Origin of the sequence: Citrobacter sp. Awk 4 (assembly GCF_028069725.1) — a bacterium.
Lineage (GTDB): Bacteria > Pseudomonadota > Gammaproteobacteria > Enterobacterales > Enterobacteriaceae > Citrobacter_D.
In genome coordinates this window covers 1-17,429 of record NZ_JANEWG010000075.1, presented here as the reverse complement: position 1 = coordinate 17,429, position 17,429 = coordinate 1, and the positions used below count along the sequence as shown (strand labels likewise).

The 17,429-nt window shown below is 53.3% G+C and carries 15 protein-coding genes; 10 read left to right on the top strand and 5 right to left on the bottom strand.

Annotation, left to right across the window (positions count from 1 at the left end; translation table 11 throughout):
* Positions 1–535: 535 nt before the first annotated feature.
* A complete protein-coding gene (locus tag NNO04_RS20955; RefSeq protein WP_271446297.1) occupies positions 536–1,810 on the bottom strand; it encodes a dicarboxylate/amino acid:cation symporter in 1,275 nt (424 codons plus the stop codon).
* Between the two features lie 416 nt (positions 1,811–2,226).
* On the opposite strand from NNO04_RS20955, the gene NNO04_RS20950 reads away from it, so the two are divergent.
* From NNO04_RS20950 to cheZ, 10 genes are all read left to right on the top strand, one after another.
* Positions 2,227–2,787, top strand: a complete 561-nt coding sequence (locus NNO04_RS20950) for a Csu type fimbrial protein (protein WP_271446296.1) — start codon at positions 2,227–2,229, stop codon at positions 2,785–2,787.
* 6 nt (positions 2,788–2,793) lie between these two features.
* Positions 2,794–3,336 (top strand): Csu type fimbrial protein, encoded by a 543-nt coding sequence (locus NNO04_RS20945; RefSeq protein WP_271446291.1) that lies wholly within the window; start codon positions 2,794–2,796, stop codon positions 3,334–3,336.
* A gap of 21 nt (positions 3,337–3,357) precedes the next feature.
* Positions 3,358–4,107, top strand: coding sequence for a fimbrial biogenesis chaperone (locus NNO04_RS20940; protein ID WP_442870759.1), 750 nt, complete (start codon positions 3,358–3,360; stop codon positions 4,105–4,107).
* On the top strand, positions 4,083–6,470 hold the full coding sequence (locus NNO04_RS20935) for a fimbria/pilus outer membrane usher protein (RefSeq protein WP_271446290.1): 2,388 nt from the start codon (positions 4,083–4,085) through the stop codon (positions 6,468–6,470). Before NNO04_RS20940 ends, NNO04_RS20935 begins: the two co-directional genes overlap by 25 nt.
* 32 nt (positions 6,471–6,502) lie before the next feature.
* Entirely contained in the window at positions 6,503–7,429 is a 927-nt protein-coding gene (locus NNO04_RS20930; RefSeq protein ID WP_271446294.1) for a Csu type fimbrial protein, read from the top strand.
* Between the two features lie 83 nt (positions 7,430–7,512).
* Positions 7,513–9,174, top strand: a complete 1,662-nt coding sequence (gene tar, locus NNO04_RS20925) for a methyl-accepting chemotaxis protein II (protein ID WP_271446289.1) — start codon at positions 7,513–7,515, stop codon at positions 9,172–9,174.
* A gap of 97 nt (positions 9,175–9,271) precedes the next feature.
* The gene (cheR, locus tag NNO04_RS20920; protein WP_271446288.1) at positions 9,272–10,138 is read left to right on the top strand and encodes a protein-glutamate O-methyltransferase CheR; all 867 of its coding nucleotides are present in this window, start codon (positions 9,272–9,274) and stop codon (positions 10,136–10,138) included.
* Positions 10,135–11,184: a protein-glutamate methylesterase/protein-glutamine glutaminase gene (locus NNO04_RS20915; RefSeq protein ID WP_271446287.1), complete on the top strand. Its 1,050-nt coding sequence runs from the start codon at positions 10,135–10,137 to the stop codon at positions 11,182–11,184. Before cheR ends, NNO04_RS20915 begins: the two co-directional genes overlap by 4 nt.
* A 17-nt stretch (positions 11,185–11,201) precedes the next feature.
* Entirely contained in the window at positions 11,202–11,591 is a 390-nt protein-coding gene (gene cheY / locus NNO04_RS20910; RefSeq protein ID WP_271446286.1) for a chemotaxis response regulator CheY, read from the top strand.
* A gap of 10 nt (positions 11,592–11,601) precedes the next feature.
* On the top strand, positions 11,602–12,246 hold the full coding sequence (gene cheZ / locus NNO04_RS20905) for a protein phosphatase CheZ (RefSeq protein ID WP_203360902.1): 645 nt from the start codon (positions 11,602–11,604) through the stop codon (positions 12,244–12,246).
* 43 nt (positions 12,247–12,289) lie between these two features.
* Here the strand turns inward: cheZ and NNO04_RS20900 are convergent, their stop codons facing one another.
* The 4 genes from NNO04_RS20900 to NNO04_RS20885 form a co-directional block, all read right to left on the bottom strand.
* On the bottom strand, positions 12,290–13,456 hold the full coding sequence (locus tag NNO04_RS20900) for a fimbrial protein (protein WP_271446285.1): 1,167 nt from the start codon (positions 13,454–13,456) through the stop codon (positions 12,290–12,292).
* Positions 13,446–16,001, bottom strand: coding sequence for a fimbria/pilus outer membrane usher protein (locus tag NNO04_RS20895; RefSeq protein ID WP_271446284.1), 2,556 nt, complete (start codon positions 15,999–16,001; stop codon positions 13,446–13,448). Before NNO04_RS20895 ends, NNO04_RS20900 begins: the two co-directional genes overlap by 11 nt.
* A 9-nt stretch (positions 16,002–16,010) precedes the next feature.
* Positions 16,011–16,733, bottom strand: a complete 723-nt coding sequence (locus tag NNO04_RS20890; RefSeq protein ID WP_333909011.1) for a fimbrial biogenesis chaperone — start codon at positions 16,731–16,733, stop codon at positions 16,011–16,013.
* Positions 16,734–16,796: 63 nt separating this feature from the next.
* Positions 16,797–17,429, bottom strand: a 633-nt coding sequence (locus NNO04_RS20885) for a fimbrial protein (RefSeq protein WP_333909010.1), incomplete at its 5' end; no start/stop codon positions are given.

Sequence of the window (17,429 nt, the reverse complement as noted above, 5' to 3'; positions counted from 1 at the left end):
TCTGGTACTTTGATGCCGCAAAATCTGGAGCGTCCATCTCATTATCCCTGTAAAACGCGCCCTGAACCCGCATCCCTGCGGGTTCCCCCGGCCTTACGGAAACACGTCGGCAATTTTCGGCCGGACCCTTCCCACACCTGACCATCTGAGTTTTTGTTTAAACAGCCAAACGGAAATCACTGAAAGTCAGAATGCGGAAGCGACACCACGGTCCGGCTGAAAATCGATGAGACGTTGACGGCTGACCGGGGCCGCCCGCAGGGACGCGGGCGGAGGGGACGGCCTGCAGGGATGCAGGCTCGACCTTGACCCGAAAGGCAGACGGCATAAGACGAATGTATCGCGAAGCGACGATTTTCCTTGCCGGGAGCCTGGGTTGCAAGGGAGGCGGCGGTGAGCCTCCCTTGCACGTTCACAGGTAGGGTGGCTTCAGAGAAGCAGTGAACATAAAGTGAACGTCACCTTTCTCCAGAGTGACAGATTCTGCCTAATTTCTTAGTTGGCCCACGTCACTCCTGTGAAGAGCGTATGACTATCAGGCCTCCACCTGCTCTGTCCCTGTTTCGTGGACATCTTCTTCTTCATTCAACTGCCCTTCGTCCTGTGCCAGCATCGCCGTGGCGATCCCGTTTCCTAACACATTAATGGCGGAACGCCCCATATCGAGGAAGTGATCGATACCCATCAGCAGCAAGATCCCGGCGACCGGAATATTAAAGCTTGGGATCGTGGCCGCCAGTACCACCAGTGCGGAACGCGGTACGCCGGCGATCCCTTTTGACGCTAGCATCAGCGTCAGCATCAATACGCTAATCTCGGCAAAAGAGAGATGAATATTGTAGGCCTGCGCGATAAACATTGAGGCAAATGAGCAGTACACCATTGAGCCGACCAGGTTGAAGGAGTAACCGATCGGCAGTACAAACGACACTATGTTGCGCGAACAGCCGAATTTGGTCAGTTGTTCGAGAGTTTTCGGGTAAGCCGCTTCTGAACTGCTGGTCGTAAACGCCACCAGCACAGGGTCCTTCAGCATACTGAGCAGGCGAAACACCTCTTTTTTCAGCACCACGTAACCCACCGCTAACAACACCAGGCAGGTCATCAGAATCGCGGCGTAATAGCCACCAATAAAGGAGGCGTAGTGAAGTAAAATGCCCAGCCCCTCATTGGCGATAACCGAGGAAATGGCAGCAAAAATCGCCAGCGGCGCGACGTACATAACGTACCCCGTGACCTTCAGCATAATGTGTGACACCACATCCAGCGCAGCAACCAGCGGGGCGTTGAATTTTTCACCGAGCGACGCGCCGCCAATACCGAAAAACAGCGAGAACACGACGATTTGCAAAATTTCATTATCGGCCATCGCCCCTGCAATACTGGTTGGAATGGTATGAGACAAAAAGCCCTTTAAACTCATCCCTGTCACTGCAAGACCGGTATCCACCGATTCTGCAGGGATCGCCAGATTTAACCCGCCGCCCGGTTGCTCGATCATCACGATAAATAGCCCCACCAGAATGGACAGGACGGACGAGCTAATAAACCAGATCATCGCTTTTCCCCCCACGCGGCCAATGGTGGCGGTTTCTCCCAGACGCATAATCCCTACGGTCAACGTGCTGAACACCAGTGGCGCAATCACCATCTTGATAAGTCTAAGGAAGATATCAGTGAGGAGAGTGATGTTATCAGACCATGCGGCAATGGTGTCCTGGCTGGTGTATGAGTGAATCGCCGCCCCAGACAGAATGCCAGCCAGCATGAAGATCACGATAAATAACGTGAGTTTGTTTGCATTTGCCACTAAAAAGCTCCCAGCTCGATTTAACATTTTGTTTTCAGTGACGCATGTATTTTATTTATTTGAGACACTGAATTATTCATTACCTAAATTGGAGTAAAGCGAGGAGGGATACAACTATTTTTTATTCTTTATCCATTTTGTTGCGTTCTTTTGGGCGCGATTATGTGATCTTGATCGCATAAGAATGAATATATCCTCCTGACACCGCATTTTTCATTTTCCGGTTAAATGTTAAATTTTTGATAATTATGATGTTTTTATGTCAATACGTCATAAGTATGGCAATGCGCTGCGCTGGTGGTTGATTTCTCATACATAAACTAAATTTCTGTTTATCAGATTGTTACTGTTCCTGCCCTAACCTGATGGAAGGAACATCGAGGGTGGTGATTTCTGGAGGGGAAGTGATGAACAACATGTCTCTGCTGCTGGGCACCGCTTGTGTGTTTCTGTTGCCTGTGCCTTCCGTCCTCGCGCTCTCAAGCAACGGGACAATCGGTGCGACGCTGACGCTGACCAACGGCTGCTTGATTAACGGTTCGCCCAGCCAGAACGGGATTAATTTCGGTACGCTTGATTTTGGCGCGCATCCGGCGACATTTTCAGAATTGACGACGCAGTTAACCGGCGCGGGAGGAGGCAACAGCTTTGGTATTCAGTGCACCACGACGGATTACACGGTACAAATCACCGGCAACACGAACGCTTCCGCGCCAGGTAATGTGGTGGGAACGCCGGGTACGCCCGCTCGTTACCTTATCAACACGGCAGACACAACGCAGGGCGTTGCTTACAGTCTGTACAGCGACAGCGGATTCAGTAATGTCATCAACAACAATACCCCCATCCCGAAAGCCTCGACCACTGCGGGTGTCGATAACTACACCCTGTATGGTCGCATTCAGGGCGGCGGCAACAGCGTTTCTGTCGTGCCCGGAACCTATACCGACACCATCAATGTCAGCGTAATTTACTGATAAAAAATGAGCTGTTCATACGCACACTTCTGTATTGGGAGCGGGGCACTGTTACGCCTGGTTCTTGGGCTGGTGGTCGGCATATGGGGGGCGGCGCAGGCCGTCACGACCCAGTCTTTTCAGCTCAGTGCCACCGTAACGCCAGGCTGCTCCATTACCACCGGTAGCGGCGGGGTGCTGGGAACGCTCGATTTTGGTCGCTACAGCGGGGTAGAAACGCGGCAGGTGAATACCCGTTTTGTACCGAATGCCGCGCTATCTCTGGCCTGTACGCCGGGGGTGTCGCTCAGTATGAGTATCGATGGAGGACGCCATTTTACATCAGTGCGAAATATGCAGCGTTCGGAAGACACCCAGCGAGTGGCCTATCGGCTCTACAGCGCATCATCGCTGGCGGCGAACAGTGAAATTGGGGTTAATCAGCCGGTATCGGTGGTTTACAGCGACAGCAACAATATTGCGCTGCCGCTATTTGGCGTTGCATTTCTGACCGGATTCAGTCCGGCGGGAAACTATTCAGATCAACTTACCGTGACCCTGTCGTGGTAGTAAGGGAGTGATGTGATGAAGATGCGTCTGAATCTGGGACGATGGTTTACCTTGACGGCAATGCTACTGGCTCAGGGGGCACACAGCGCAGGAACGATTTTACTCTGGCCAATCGATCCCTGGCTTGCCGCTGACAGCCAGGCCACTGAACTGTGGATCCAGAATCAGGGTGATTCGGCGATGACGATGCAGATACGCATCGTGCGCTGGCGGCAGGATGGAGGGTTTGAACGGTATCAGCAACAGCAGGATGTGGTCGCCAGTCCTCCAATTGTGCGTATTGAGAAGGGGAGTAAACAACTCATCCGGCTGATTAAACAGACGACGGTTCCCGCCGGGGTTGAACAGGCTTACCGAATTATTGTCGACGAGATCCCGCAGCCTGAAAGCGTCAGTACGCCGCAGATGGGACTCAACGTGCAGATGCGCTATTCACTACCGCTCTTTGTTTACGGGCAAGGGGTCGCTACCTCGTCTGAAGGGGAACATCACGCACGCGTTAATGTGCAGCAACTCAACTGGCGGGTGGTGCAGGAACAGGGAAAACCGCAACTGGAAGTCCGTAATCAGAGCGATGTGCATGTCCGGCTCAGCAAAGTATCGCTACAACAAGGGGGATCGCGTTATACCGTGGCTGATGGTCTGTTGGGCTATGTTCTGCCCGGCAGTTTTCGGCGCTGGCCGCTACCTGCAGGTGTTTCTCACCCTGCTGAGTTAACCTCGGCAGCCAACACGCAGGGTGGCCAATGGCAGTCTGCTCCCGCCAATTGAGGGGAGTGGCGATGACCGTGCTATTGACCAGTACCTCGCCGTGTCAGGCGGAGCCGGGAGATGACGCACTGCCACCGCCGCCGGATGCCCACGCGATGAATAGCGACGCGGTCTTCCATCTGGCGCTGATCGTGAATCACTACGATACACAACAGGTGGTGCCGGTAACTTTGCGACAGGGGGAATTTTATGTCGCCAGCGCAGATTTGCAGCGTGCCGGACTCCCGCCGGACAAACTTCCGCAAGGGGAAGTCAACACATCACGTTTAGCGCAGGTCAAAACCGAATACGATAGCAGCGAGCAGCGCCTGTTACTGACGGTTCCTCGCGACTGGGTGCCCCAACGGGTTATGCATTTTGGCGGCGAGTCGGCGCAGAGTATGCCGCATCACGGACGCGGCGCATTACTTAACTACGATTTTTACGCCAGCGATTCTCATGACGGTGGGCAGGTCTCGGTCTGGCATGAACTGCGCTTTTTTAATGATGCAGGATCTTTCTCTTCGACAGGCTATGTGCGGCAGAATCTGGCGGGAAGCCACGATCAGCAGGAGGGTTATGTTCGCTATGACACCGTGTTTACGGCCACTCATGAAGAAGATGCTACCCAGTGGCGTCTCGGAGATGTGATAAGCGACGCCCTGAGCTGGAGCAACAGTGTGCGGGTGGGCGGTCTTTACTGGGGGCGTGATTTTTCACTACGTCCCGACCTTGTAACCTGGCCGCTGCCGGAATTCTCTGGCGAAGCGGCTGTTCCGACATCGGTAGACCTGTTCATTGATGGTTATCGGGCAGGGTCGACGCAACTCCAGCCGGGGCCATTTACGCTCACCAATTTGCCCTACATTAATGGCGCGGGCGATGCGGTACTGATCACGCGTGATGCGTTGGGCAGGCAGGTGAGCACAACATTACCGTTTTACGTTGCCAGTGAACTGTTGAAACCCGGTATGAGTGATGGCGCGGCGACGTTAGGGAGTCTGCGGCGCAACTACGGTAGCGACAATGCTGACTACGGTCCGGCGGTGGGGAGTGCGACATACCGATATGGCGTCACGGATTCGCTGACGCTGGAAGGTCACGGGGAAGCGGCGGAGGAGCTGGCGTTGGCTGGCGTGGGAGCGCTGGTCAAACTGGGGCGTTTCGGCGTGGTGAATGGCGCATGGACGGAAAGCCGGATGCGGGAGCAAAGCGGTCATCAGATAAACTGGGGGTATCAGTACAGTACCGCCGCGTTCAGTCTCGCGACACAACATGCCCGACGTGAACGGGGGTTTGGCAATCTGGCGCTCTACGATCAACCTGATACTACGGATGATGACAATCAACCGCTGGCGTCACTGAGTCAGCGCAGCGATCAGTATTCGCTCACCTTCAATATGGGGACCTTCGGTAATGTCGGGGCGGCATGGATCGATATCCGTAGCGTCGACGCGCAAAAAACACAATTGCTCAATCTCTCCTGGAGTCGGAATTTGTGGGGGAGCAGCAGCCTGTATCTTGCCGCCAGCCGGGATCAACAACAGGGTGACTGGACGCTGGCAATGTCGGTGCAAATCCCGTTGGGCGAACGTGACAGCGCCGCGTTCAGCATGGAGAAAACGCCAGATGCGGGGCAGACGCAACGCGTTAACTATACCCATTCGATGCCGACCGACGGCGGGTTTAGCTGGAATCTGGCCTGGGCGCGACAATCGCAAGACAGCGACTACCAGCAGGCAACGCTGGGCTGGCGGAATAACAATGTCGAGCTACAGGGTGGAACCTACGGCGAGAGTGATGAAATGACCTGGTGGGGCGAAGCAATGGGCTCGCTGGTGCTGATGGACAATCAACTGTTTGCCGCCAACAAGATCAACGATGCGTTTGTGGTGGTCAGCACTGACGGCCATGCTGATGTTCCGGTCAATTATGAACATCAACCCATCGGGAAAACCAATCAGAAGGGGTATTTGCTGATTAGCAGCGTTTCAGCCTATTACCCGGCGAATTACAGCATCAATACCTTAAATTTACCGGCGGATATCCGGTTGAAGGAAACCGAACGCAGGGTAGCGTTGCGGCGCCAAAGCGGCTATCTGGTGGATTTCCCCATGGAGCAGGAGCGGGTGGCCAGCGTTATTCTGCATGATGAGAACGATCAACCCTTGCCCGTTGCAAGCCAGGTCATGCGATCACAAAAGAAACCCGCCGTGATGGGATACGACGGCATCGTCTGGCTGGAGAATTTAGAGAATGTCACTGTCTTGCAGGCAACAACGCCAGATGGCAGGCATTGTCAGGCGACGCTTACGCTGGTCGCGAATCCTCAGCATAAGCTGCAAACCTATGGCCCGCTCATTTGCCGGAGTCGCTCAGAGTGATCGTTCGGGGAGTGTGGTTGCTCGCGTTACTGATGATAGCGCCGGGCGTTCAGGCAGCGTGTTCGGTTGCGACGACCAGCGGCGCGTTAGGCAGTGTTTCCTCCTTTACCGTGAACACTTCCGAACAAACGAGTAGCGCCGATCTGTTGGTGCAATGCGATGTGGTACTCGGCTTACTCAATAATGACACGGTCAAACTGACCTACACGGGAGCCTCGGCCACGGTCAACAGTCGGGGGGCTTTAAAGCGTGTGGACGCTAGCGTGGCGGATGCCATTCCGGTTCGACTGTGCGGTCAATCCGGTTGCGCCAATAACAGTGAAATCGGCATCAACGGCAGTTACACGTGGAGCGGAACGACGCTGCTGGCGTTATTGGGTTCAAAGCGCTTTACCTTGCCGCTCTATTTTCACACCCTAACGGGGCAAAACGTCAGCGCAGGGCCGTACCAGCTCATCTTCAATTTCAACGTTTACTACAATATTTGCCAGGTCGGCGCGCTGGGGGCGTGCATTACCACTCAAACCAACACGGTGGCAACGACGCTACAACTGATCCTGACTGTCACCAACGACTGCATCACCATTACCGCGCCAAACGTCAATTTTGGCAGCGCGCCGCTGGTGAAAAATTTCCCCACCATCACCCAGTCCGTTTCAGTCACTTGCACCAAAGGCAGCACCTACAGCGTCGGTATCAATAACGGCAGTAACGCGAGTGGGAATGTCAGAAATATGGCGAGTGGCGGCAATCGATTGAGTTATGAGATATACAAAGGCAGTACCACTGAACGCTGGGGAAGCAGCGGGACGGAGCGCTGGGCCAGTAGTGACTCTTCCTCATTGAGTTCCGACGGTCTACTGCGCACATATAACTACACGGCCAAAATTCTGAATACGCAAACGACGCCGCCCGCAGGGACGTATACCGACACGGTTGTCGTCGATATTGCGTTCTAGTCCCATTTTTTCCTTTTCGCAAATGTAAAGTTCTGCCCTGGGGTGCCGATAACGGAGATAACTCGTTTTCAGGAAGGTGCCTTATGTTTAACCGTATCCGCGTTGTCACAATGCTGATGATGGTGCTGGGGGTTTTCGCACTGCTACAGCTTGTTTCCGGTGGTCTGTTGTTTTCTTCATTGCAGCAGAATCAGCAAAGTTTTGTTATTTCTAACGATTTACGCCAGCAGCAGAGTGAGCTTACCTCGACATGGGACTTGATGCTGCAAACGCGTATTAACCTGAGTCGTTCTGCCGCGCGCATGATGATGGACGCCAGTAACCAGCAGAGCAGCGCCAAAAGCGATCTGCTGAAGAATGCCAAAAACGTTCTGGACCAGGCGGCGGAGCATTACAACACATTCAAAAACATTACCCCCTTGCCTGAAATGGCGGAGGCCAGCGGCAATGTGGATGAGAAATACCTGCAATACCATGCGGCGCTGGCAGAACTGATTCAGTTCCTGGATCGCGGCAACATGGACGCGTACTTTGCACAACCTACCCAGGGGATGCAAAACGCGCTGGGCGAAGCGCTGGGCAAATATGCCAGCGTCAGCGAGAAACTGTATCGCCAGGCGTTCGACGAAAGCGCCCGTGATTATCACTTTGCGCAATGGCAGCTCGCCATTCTTGCGGTGGTACTGGTGCTGATTCTGGTGGTCGTCTGGTACGGTATTCGCCATACCTTACTGAATCCACTGGCAAAGGTGATTAGCCACATTCGCGAAATTGCCAGTGGCGATTTGACGACGACGTTAACCGTCGCCGGACGCAACGAGATTGGCGAGCTGGCAGGCAGCGTTGATCACATGCAGCGTTCGTTGATTGACACGGTGGCGCAGGTTCGTGAAGGTTCTGATGCCATTTATTCTGGCACCAGCGAAATCGCCACGGGTAATACCGATCTCTCTTCACGCACCGAGCAACAGGCGTCGGCGCTGGAAGAGACCGCCGCCAGCATGGAGCAACTCACTGCAACGGTGAAACAAAACGCCGACAACGCGCGTCAGGCATCGCAGCTCGCGCAAAGTGCTTCTGATACGGCGCAGCACGGCGGCAAAGTGGTCGACGGTGTTGTGAAAACGATGCATGAGATTGCCGACAGCTCTAAGAAAATCGCCGACATCATCAGCGTTATTGACGGAATTGCCTTTCAGACCAACATCCTGGCGCTGAACGCCGCTGTGGAAGCGGCTCGCGCCGGGGAGCAGGGGCGCGGGTTCGCGGTGGTCGCCGGCGAGGTACGAAATCTGGCCAGCCGAAGCGCGCAAGCGGCGAAAGAGATTAAAGCGCTGATTGAGGACTCTGTGTCGCGGGTCGATACCGGCTCAGTGCTGGTGGAAAGTGCGGGTGAGACGATGAACGACATCGTCAATGCCGTGACACGCGTCACCGACATCATGGGAGAAATCGCCTCCGCATCAGACGAGCAGAGCCGTGGTATCGATCAGGTGGCGCTGGCGGTGTCTGAAATGGACCGCGTTACGCAACAAAACGCCTCGCTGGTACAGGAGTCTGCGGCGGCCGCTGCGGCGCTCGAGGAGCAGGCCAGTCGTTTGACTAAGGCCGTCTCGGCATTCCGACTGGCATCACGGCCCCTTGCCAACAAACCGCGTGAGGCGCATCGCCCCGACAATACGCCTCACAACGCACAATCCCGACCGCTGACAACAGCGCCGGACAGCAATTGGGAAACATTCTGACGGTCGTATAAACCTGAAGTGCACGTCGTACCACAATAAGCATCGGCACCGTGATAAGCGGTGTCGGTTGCATTCTGAATGTGATTGAGAAGGCGCTATGACATCATCTCCGCCCACCGGGCAAACGTCATTATTGTTACAGATGACACAGCGCCTCGCGCTGTCTGACGCGCATTTTCGTCGGATATGTCAATTAATCTACCAGCGTGCGGGCATCGTACTGGCGGATCACAAGCGGGATATGGTCTATAACCGCCTGGTTCGCCGTTTGCGTACGCTGGGACTGGACGACTTTGGTCGTTATCTCAGCACGCTGGAGGCTAACCAAAACAGCGCCGAATGGCAGGCGTTCATTAACGCACTGACCACGAATCTGACCGCGTTTTTTCGAGAAGGTCATCATTTTCCCGTGTTGGCAGAACATGCGCGTCGTCGTAACGGCGAATATCGGGTGTGGAGCGCGGCGGCTTCCACCGGAGAGGAGCCATACAGTATCGCCATTACTTTGGCGGACGCGCTTGGCACCGCGCCGGGACGCTGGAAAGTGTTTGCCAGCGATATTGACACCGAAGTGCTGGAAAAGGCGAGAAGCGGGATTTATCGCCTTGATGAGCTAAAAACGCTATCACCACAGCAGTTGCAGCGTTATTTCATGAGGGGGACGGGTCCCCACGAAGGGCTGGTTCGCGTGCGTCAGGAACTGGCCAATTACGTCGAGTTTTCCAGCGTTAATTTGCTGGATAAGCAGTACAACGTACCGGAACCGTTCGACGCCATATTTTGCCGTAACGTGATGATCTATTTTGATAAAACGACGCAGCAGGACATTTTGCGCCGATTTGTTCCACTCCTTAAACCTGACGGACTGCTGTTTGCCGGTCACTCAGAAAACTTTAGCCACCTTGTGCGCGATTTTTGCCTGCGCGGACAGACGGTGTATGCGCTGAGTAAGGATAAAGTATGAGTAAAATCAGGGTGTTGTCAGTTGATGATTCCGCGCTTATGCGCCAAATCATGACCGAGATTATAAACAGCCATAGTGATATGGAGATGGTGGCGACGGCGCCGGACCCGTTAGTGGCGCGGGATTTAATCAAGAAATATAACCCCGATGTTCTGACGCTGGATGTCGAAATGCCGCGAATGGACGGTCTTGATTTCCTTGAAAAATTGATGCGACTGCGGCCAATGCCGGTCGTGATGGTCTCTTCCCTGACCGGCAAAGGTTCCGAAGTGACCCTGCGTGCGCTGGAGTTGGGGGCGATTGATTTTGTGACCAAACCGCAACTCGGTATTCGTGAAGGCATGCTGGCCTACAGTGAGATGATTGCGGAAAAAGTACGTACGGCGTCGCGTGCGCGTCTGGCCGCTCATAAACCAATGGCGGCGCCTGTCACCCTGAAATCCGGACCGCTACTGAGTTCGGAAAAGTTGATCGCCATTGGCGCATCAACCGGGGGAACCGAAGCGATACGCCATGTCCTGCAGCCGCTGCCGCTCTCCAGTCCGGCGGTGATTATCACGCAACATATGCCGCCTGGGTTTACCCGTTCCTTCGCTGAGCGCCTGAACAAACTGTGTCAAATCAGCGTGAAAGAAGCAGAACACGGTGAGCGTGTGTTACCCGGACACGCCTATATCGCGCCCGGAGATAAGCACATGGAGCTGGCGCGCAGCGGGGCGAACTATCAAATCAAAATTCACGACGGGCCACCGGTTAATCGCCATCGCCCGTCGGTCGATGTGTTGTTTCATTCGGTGGCGATTCATGCGGGGCGCAACGCTGTGGGGGTGATCCTCACGGGGATGGGCAACGATGGCGCGGCGGGGATGTTAGCGATGCACCAGGCAGGCGCCTGGACCATTGCGCAAAATGAAGCAAGTTGTGTGGTGTTCGGCATGCCGCGCGAGGCCATCAATATGGGTGGCGTGAGCGAAGTGGTCGATCTTAGCCAGGTAAGCCAGCAGATGCTGGCGAAAATCAGTGCCGGACAGGCAATACGTATTTGAATCGGGAGTAAATTTTTATGGCGGATAAAGAGCTTAAATTTTTGGTTGTGGATGACTTTTCCACCATGCGTCGCATTGTGCGCAACCTGCTAAAAGAGCTGGGTTTTAATAACGTCGAAGAGGCCGAGGACGGCGTGGACGCGTTGAGCAAATTGCAGGCCGGTGGGTTTGGTTTTGTCATTTCTGACTGGAATATGCCCAACATGGACGGTCTTGAACTGCTAAAAACGATCCGTGCAGACGGCGGAATGTCCTCACTGCCAGTATTGATGGTGACGGCGGAAGCCAAGAAAGAGAACATCATTGCTGCGGCCCAGGCTGGGGCAAGCGGTTACGTGGTGAAGCCGTTCACCGCCGCGACGCTGGAAGAGAAACTCAACAAAATCTTTGAGAAACTGGGTATGTGAGGGTGTGACGATGATGCAACCATCAATCAAACCTGCGGATGATCACTCGGCAGGGGATATCATCGCGCGCATTGGCAGCCTGACCCGAATGTTACGCGACAGCCTGCGGGAACTGGGGCTGGATCAGGCCATTGCGGAAGCGGCGGAAGCGATTCCGGATGCGCGCGATCGTCTGGATTATGTCGTGCAGATGACGGCGCAGGCGGCAGAACGCGCGCTGAACAGCGTTGAAGCGTCTCAGCCACACCAGGATGAAATGGAGAAAGGGGCGAAAGCGCTATCCCAGCGTTGGGATGCGTGGTTTGAAAATCCGATCGAACTTTCTGACGCCCGTGAACTGGTCACCGATACGCGAAAATACCTTGGCGATGTGCCGGGGCATACCAGTTTTACCAATGCGCAGTTACTCGACATTATGATGGCGCAGGATTTCCAGGATCTCACCGGTCAGGTGATCAAGCGCATGATGGATGTGATTCAGGAGATTGAGCGTCAGCTGCTGATGGTCTTGCTGGAAAACATTCCGGAGCAGGGCGCACGTCCGAAACGCGAAAATGAAAGCCTGCTGAATGGCCCGCAGGTCGACACCTCGAAGGCCGGCGTTGTTGCCAGCCAGGACCAGGTGGATGATTTGCTGGACAGTCTTGGCTTCTGATAAGTTGTATCGCCCAGCGCAGGTAGGCTGGGCGGTCACTCTGCTAGCGGAGATCCATTTTCACGGTGACGTTGCCCTCAAATTTACCCGGTTCCGGCCTTTTTGAGGTGGTGCTGACCGGGGCGGCTTTCATGGTGATACTGCCGTTTCCCTGTTCATCCATTGTCACCGGTAAGTCGAACGAGCCATCCAGCGCGACGTTATCGCTGTGTTGGTCAAACACCCGCACGCCAATGTCATCCCGCCCCTCCATTTTTGCAATCAGGCTGTTGCTGCCTGGGACCACCCCTTGATCGGCACTGAGTGTCAGTTTAATTTTCCCGGTGTTACTGGCCGCCGGATCGTCACAATGGTAAGAGATATTAACATCTTTGAGCGTATAGCTTGCCGGAGGCTCGCCTGGTGTAGCGAACTGTGAACTCACAATATTGCCGAGTTCAACCTCAATGGTGCTACCTGCGTTAATCGTACAACTGAGCGGGGCGCTGAATTTACCCACTAACTTGAAGTCGGAGACCTGCTGTGTGTCGGTGACGGTGCAAAAGTTTCCGGTAGAGAGGCAGGAGTAGTTTTGCGCGATAACCGTCAGTGGGATTATCTCTTCGCCTAAAATAGCCTGCTTAACGTAGAGCGTGATCATCACAACGTTCCACTTAAATTCTCGCTTAGTGTTGCTTCCGCCGGAGGGGCGCGTTGCGTCACTGCATACATCGCTGGTTGCTTCAGTCGGTTTTATCGATTCATTGACCTTCTTCATGCTTGCGAGCGGAGTGGGGTAGCTATCAATGCTGATTGGCGTTATGCCAGCACCATCGGGGGAATTTATGGCATCACTGTAGGCGATGACATCAATATCTAAATGATCGGTCAGGTAGCCATATCCATTTGTGCCCGCAGGCAATGGACTTCCCGCCGCGGTGAGTTCATAGACGTAACCGCTTGAGGTTGTGCTCATTCCTTTCGGACAGGCGCAGTTGGCGACCATTGATGGCCCAGCGGCGACAAAATGGTAATCCGGGTTGCTAATAATTTGACCGGCCTGATTACTCTCAGTGGGGATCTCGGTATTAATGGTGGTGATGTAGTCCACTGGCGGTGGGAAGCAGTCGGTGAGTATGACTGTGGCGGCTTGAGCGATGACCGGTAAGGTTAGAAGCGCCACGACGATGAAGGATGTAAACCCGACGCTGTAGAGTTGGTTATGTCGCATGATTTATCTCCGGCTTGCAGAGTGCGCTGGCCTGGCGGATACCGCCGGGGGCCGTGTCAGAAGAGGATGAAAGTGTGATATCAGCATGGCAGCGTTGCTCTGCTGAGTTTCCCCACTTCACGGTCAGAGGGATAGATTCGCCAACACCGGTGAGATACAGCACGCCACGATCATCGACAATGCCGCTGACTGAGAGGTTATCGACGGTGGCGATGGCGCCAAAGGGAATGACCCGGCCATCAGGACGGGTAAGAGACACCAGAACCCGGTAGCCGATATGCGTCGAAAATTGCGTGCTGACGGCGGCGTTACGACTGGGTATTACAGTCATCGCGGTGGCATCCGTATCCACATCATTTGGCAAACTGGTGGTATCAATACGGACCACGTTTTCCTGATAAGGTGTCAGCGAAGGGATGATCGCGTTGCCAAAGAGATCGGTTTGCACGCCGCGCTGGTTGGCAAAACGCACCCCAGACGCGCCTTTGGCGCTGACAATCGCGAATTGATCGCCTAAGGGTTGAGAAAGCGTGACGCCTGCCGGGTGGGCCACTATCCCACCGCTCATCCCATAGCTCAGTTGTTGTGAGTGATCGGATGCATAAGCGTACCCGGCATTGAGATTGGCATATTGAGAACGATAACTGCTATAGACGCTACTGCTGTCTTCGCTGTCATGATTCGTCCGACTCTGCTGGAGTGAATAACTGAGCCGGTCGTCATCCAGCAACGTGCCATTTAGTCCAACATTATGGGTGGTGTTCCCCCGCTTGCTGGTACTGAGATTGTAGCTGGCCCAGCTTTTAGGCAGCCATTGAGAGAGTGGCAGACTAAAACCCAACGATAGCATCTGATCGCTGGCTTCATCGCTGGTTTTGCTATAGGTATACGCCAGATTGACACTAACACCGCCAATCATCCGATTGATACCCGATGTGATGCTTCGCTCTTTGCGGCTGGTTTGCCAGTAATCCTGTTGATATCCAGAAAGGTACAAACTGCTGTCAAGAACGGCTTGACTAAGATTGAGCTGGAGTCGGCTGCGCTTGTTGTAGTTGTAAGACCAGTCGCTCTCGTTAGCATCGTGCTTTTCGTTAGCATCGGCAAACGTGTAATAACCGTCGGTCGAGTATCGGTAACTCGCCAGGGTGAAGTTAGTCCCTGTTGCCTCAATCTGTTTGGAATACATCAGCCGCCAGGACTGCCCGTCATGCTGTTCGTTATTATCCAGTTGCGCGCGGGCCAGGGTTACATCGGTTGAGATGGCTCCCAGTTCACCCAACATTACCCCAGTACCACCGTTCAATGCCTGGTAGTCTGGGGATGTGGTGACGCCGCCGAAAAACGTCAGGAAGTTGTTCAGACCATAAATTACGCTGGCCTGAGCGAAAAGGGGTTCATTGGTTGCATGGTTACCGTCTGCGCGATAGCGGGCAAGGGTCATTTCGTAGCGAATATTGCCTGGGCGTTGCATGATGGCGACGCTTGAATAGGGCTGGGTGAAATGATGCTCGGTTCCGTCGGTTTCTTTAATCGTCACGTCAAGATCGCCGCTATTGCTGGTGGAGTAGAGATCGGAAATTTCAAAAGGACCCGGTGCAACGTTGGCCTGATAGATGACATAGCCATTTTGGCGCACCGAGACTTCGGCATTAGAGCTGGCGATACCGCGAATAATCGGGGCAAACCCCCGCTGGTTATAAGGCAGCATTTGATCGTCAGACGCTACGTTGATACCGCGGTATTGCAGGCTGTCAAAAACTTCGCCACGGGTGCTGTTTTCGCCCGCGATAAACTGGGCTTTTAAACAACGGATATCATGCTGGAGCCAGGTGTTAATGGTTTGCCAGGATTGTGACTCGTCGGATTGACTCCAGGTTGAATAGTTGCGTAACCGCCAGCCGCCGAGATTGGCGCCACTGCGCAGGTTAAGGTATTGGCTGGCGCTGGTGGTTTGATCCCCACCGCTACGCGCTGTGCCAGAAAACGCATAGTTGGTAAAGAGCACGGGCACGCCGTCGTTCCAGGATGAAACCGCGATCGCATCGCTATGATGCACATCAATAGCCGCTTGCGGCATACTGATGTGTAACGTCATGGTATTAAAATCAAATGTGACTGCCGCAAAGGGAATGTAATCGCCAGGTGGTTTTCCCAGCGGCTTGTTGGCAGGCAACTGTGCCAGTTCCGGGTAAGCCTCGACACGAATTCCCCATTGCCGTAACTGTTCAGGGGTTAACTGCGGCTGTAATGCTCCCGTTTTATCATTGATATAAGTAATTGATTTATCATCGATGTACCGTTTATTCATGACTACTTTGGTTTGATATGTGCCGGGTAGCTGTCCGTTTTCTTTTGAAAACAAAGAGAGATCAATATCCTGTTGCGATAGCCCATCCCCCTCTAGTGATGAGGGTGCAAAGTAAAATTCCCGCGCATTGACGTTGCAAACTACGATGAGGAGCAAGCTACTCAAATCTCTCAGGAGAGGGCTGAACCGTTGCAAAGGGCGGAGTAGGGACAGGCGCAATCCATTAGCTGTCATTTAGCACCACTATTCCTGGGTTAAACGGGCAGTAAACTCAGCGGTTGCATTGCCATAATCTGTAATACAGTGCCAGGTCACCTTCGAACCATTCGCGGCATTAGCGAGGGGAAATGTTTTGCTGGTTTTTGGTGCAACCATATCGACGCTGGTTAGCGACTTACCGTTAATCCGTAGCGTATCGAAAACGCTGTAATAGTCGCTGTCATTGGCAATCAATACCTGTCCTTCACGCTGGCTAAAACGAAGTTTTTTGCAGGCATCAATTGGCGTGCTTTGCAATCCTTCCGGGCGCCAGAACAGTTTTATTCTGGTTTTGTAAATAAGGCGTAAGACGTTTTTTTGAGTATCGTCTTTTGCAATAGCGGGGATGGTGCGTATGTTCATATAAAATAAAGATTCACGATCGGTGGGCAGTGTCTGCCCGGTCCAGGTAATACGCAGGCTTTGTTCTTTTTGCGGATCGAGTCGAAAGAGCGGGGGGGTGACAATAAACGGTCCCCGAGTTTTGCCGTCTCCGGTATCCGTCCATGACTGAATAAGCCAGGGGAGCTCTTTTTCTGTATTGGTGAGCGCCAGCGCAACTTCTTTTTTGCTTGCATCATAAATAACACGCGTGCGCCCCACCTGGATCCCCGCAGCATGGCTGAGAGTAGTAAAAGTATAAATCGTAATACAAACGATGAGCAGAGGAAGGCGCATATAAAAACCTTTAATAAACGGGTGCGTCATGAAAATATATCCAGCGTATTATTAAATATTATATTTAATAATGTGCTGGATAATATATTGAGTTCACTTATAAAGAATATTGATTTGTAATTCGGCATCGGCCGCACCTGCGGTTACGGTACCATAGGATTTATAACGAGCGTCAAAGGTTGCGCTAATAGTATCGGATGCACTCGTTGATAATGGGATATAAACTTGTCCCGGAGCTTCATCGAATGTGATAAGGGTTGTATCCTCATCCACAGGGCTGAGCACAACACCCACACCTCCTGCAACGGTTGCAGGCCCGGTAGTGGATATCTGACTGACCTGCAATATGTCTGGAGAACCACTGACTGTCGTTCCTTTAAACGTTAACTGAATACTGGAAAGCCCATCACTGCTTACCGGACACTCTTTAAGTGTAATAGTTAACGGCATGACATCCGACTCTTTTCCTGACGAAGAGAAAAATGAAGTAGGGTAAGTTCCCAGTGGCACGTTATAAGCTGTACCGCTATCGCCTACAATCACACAGCTTGGTTCAATGATTTCCCCGGTAAAGTGAACTGTTCCGGCATTATTTTCTGCATCAACACCTCCTCGTGCAGCAATGGCGGTTGATGTAGACAAAGCCATAAGCAAGCAAATAAAGATATTCTTTTTCACGCTTTTATTCTCCAGATCGATAAAATTGGTATATATATTAAATAAAAA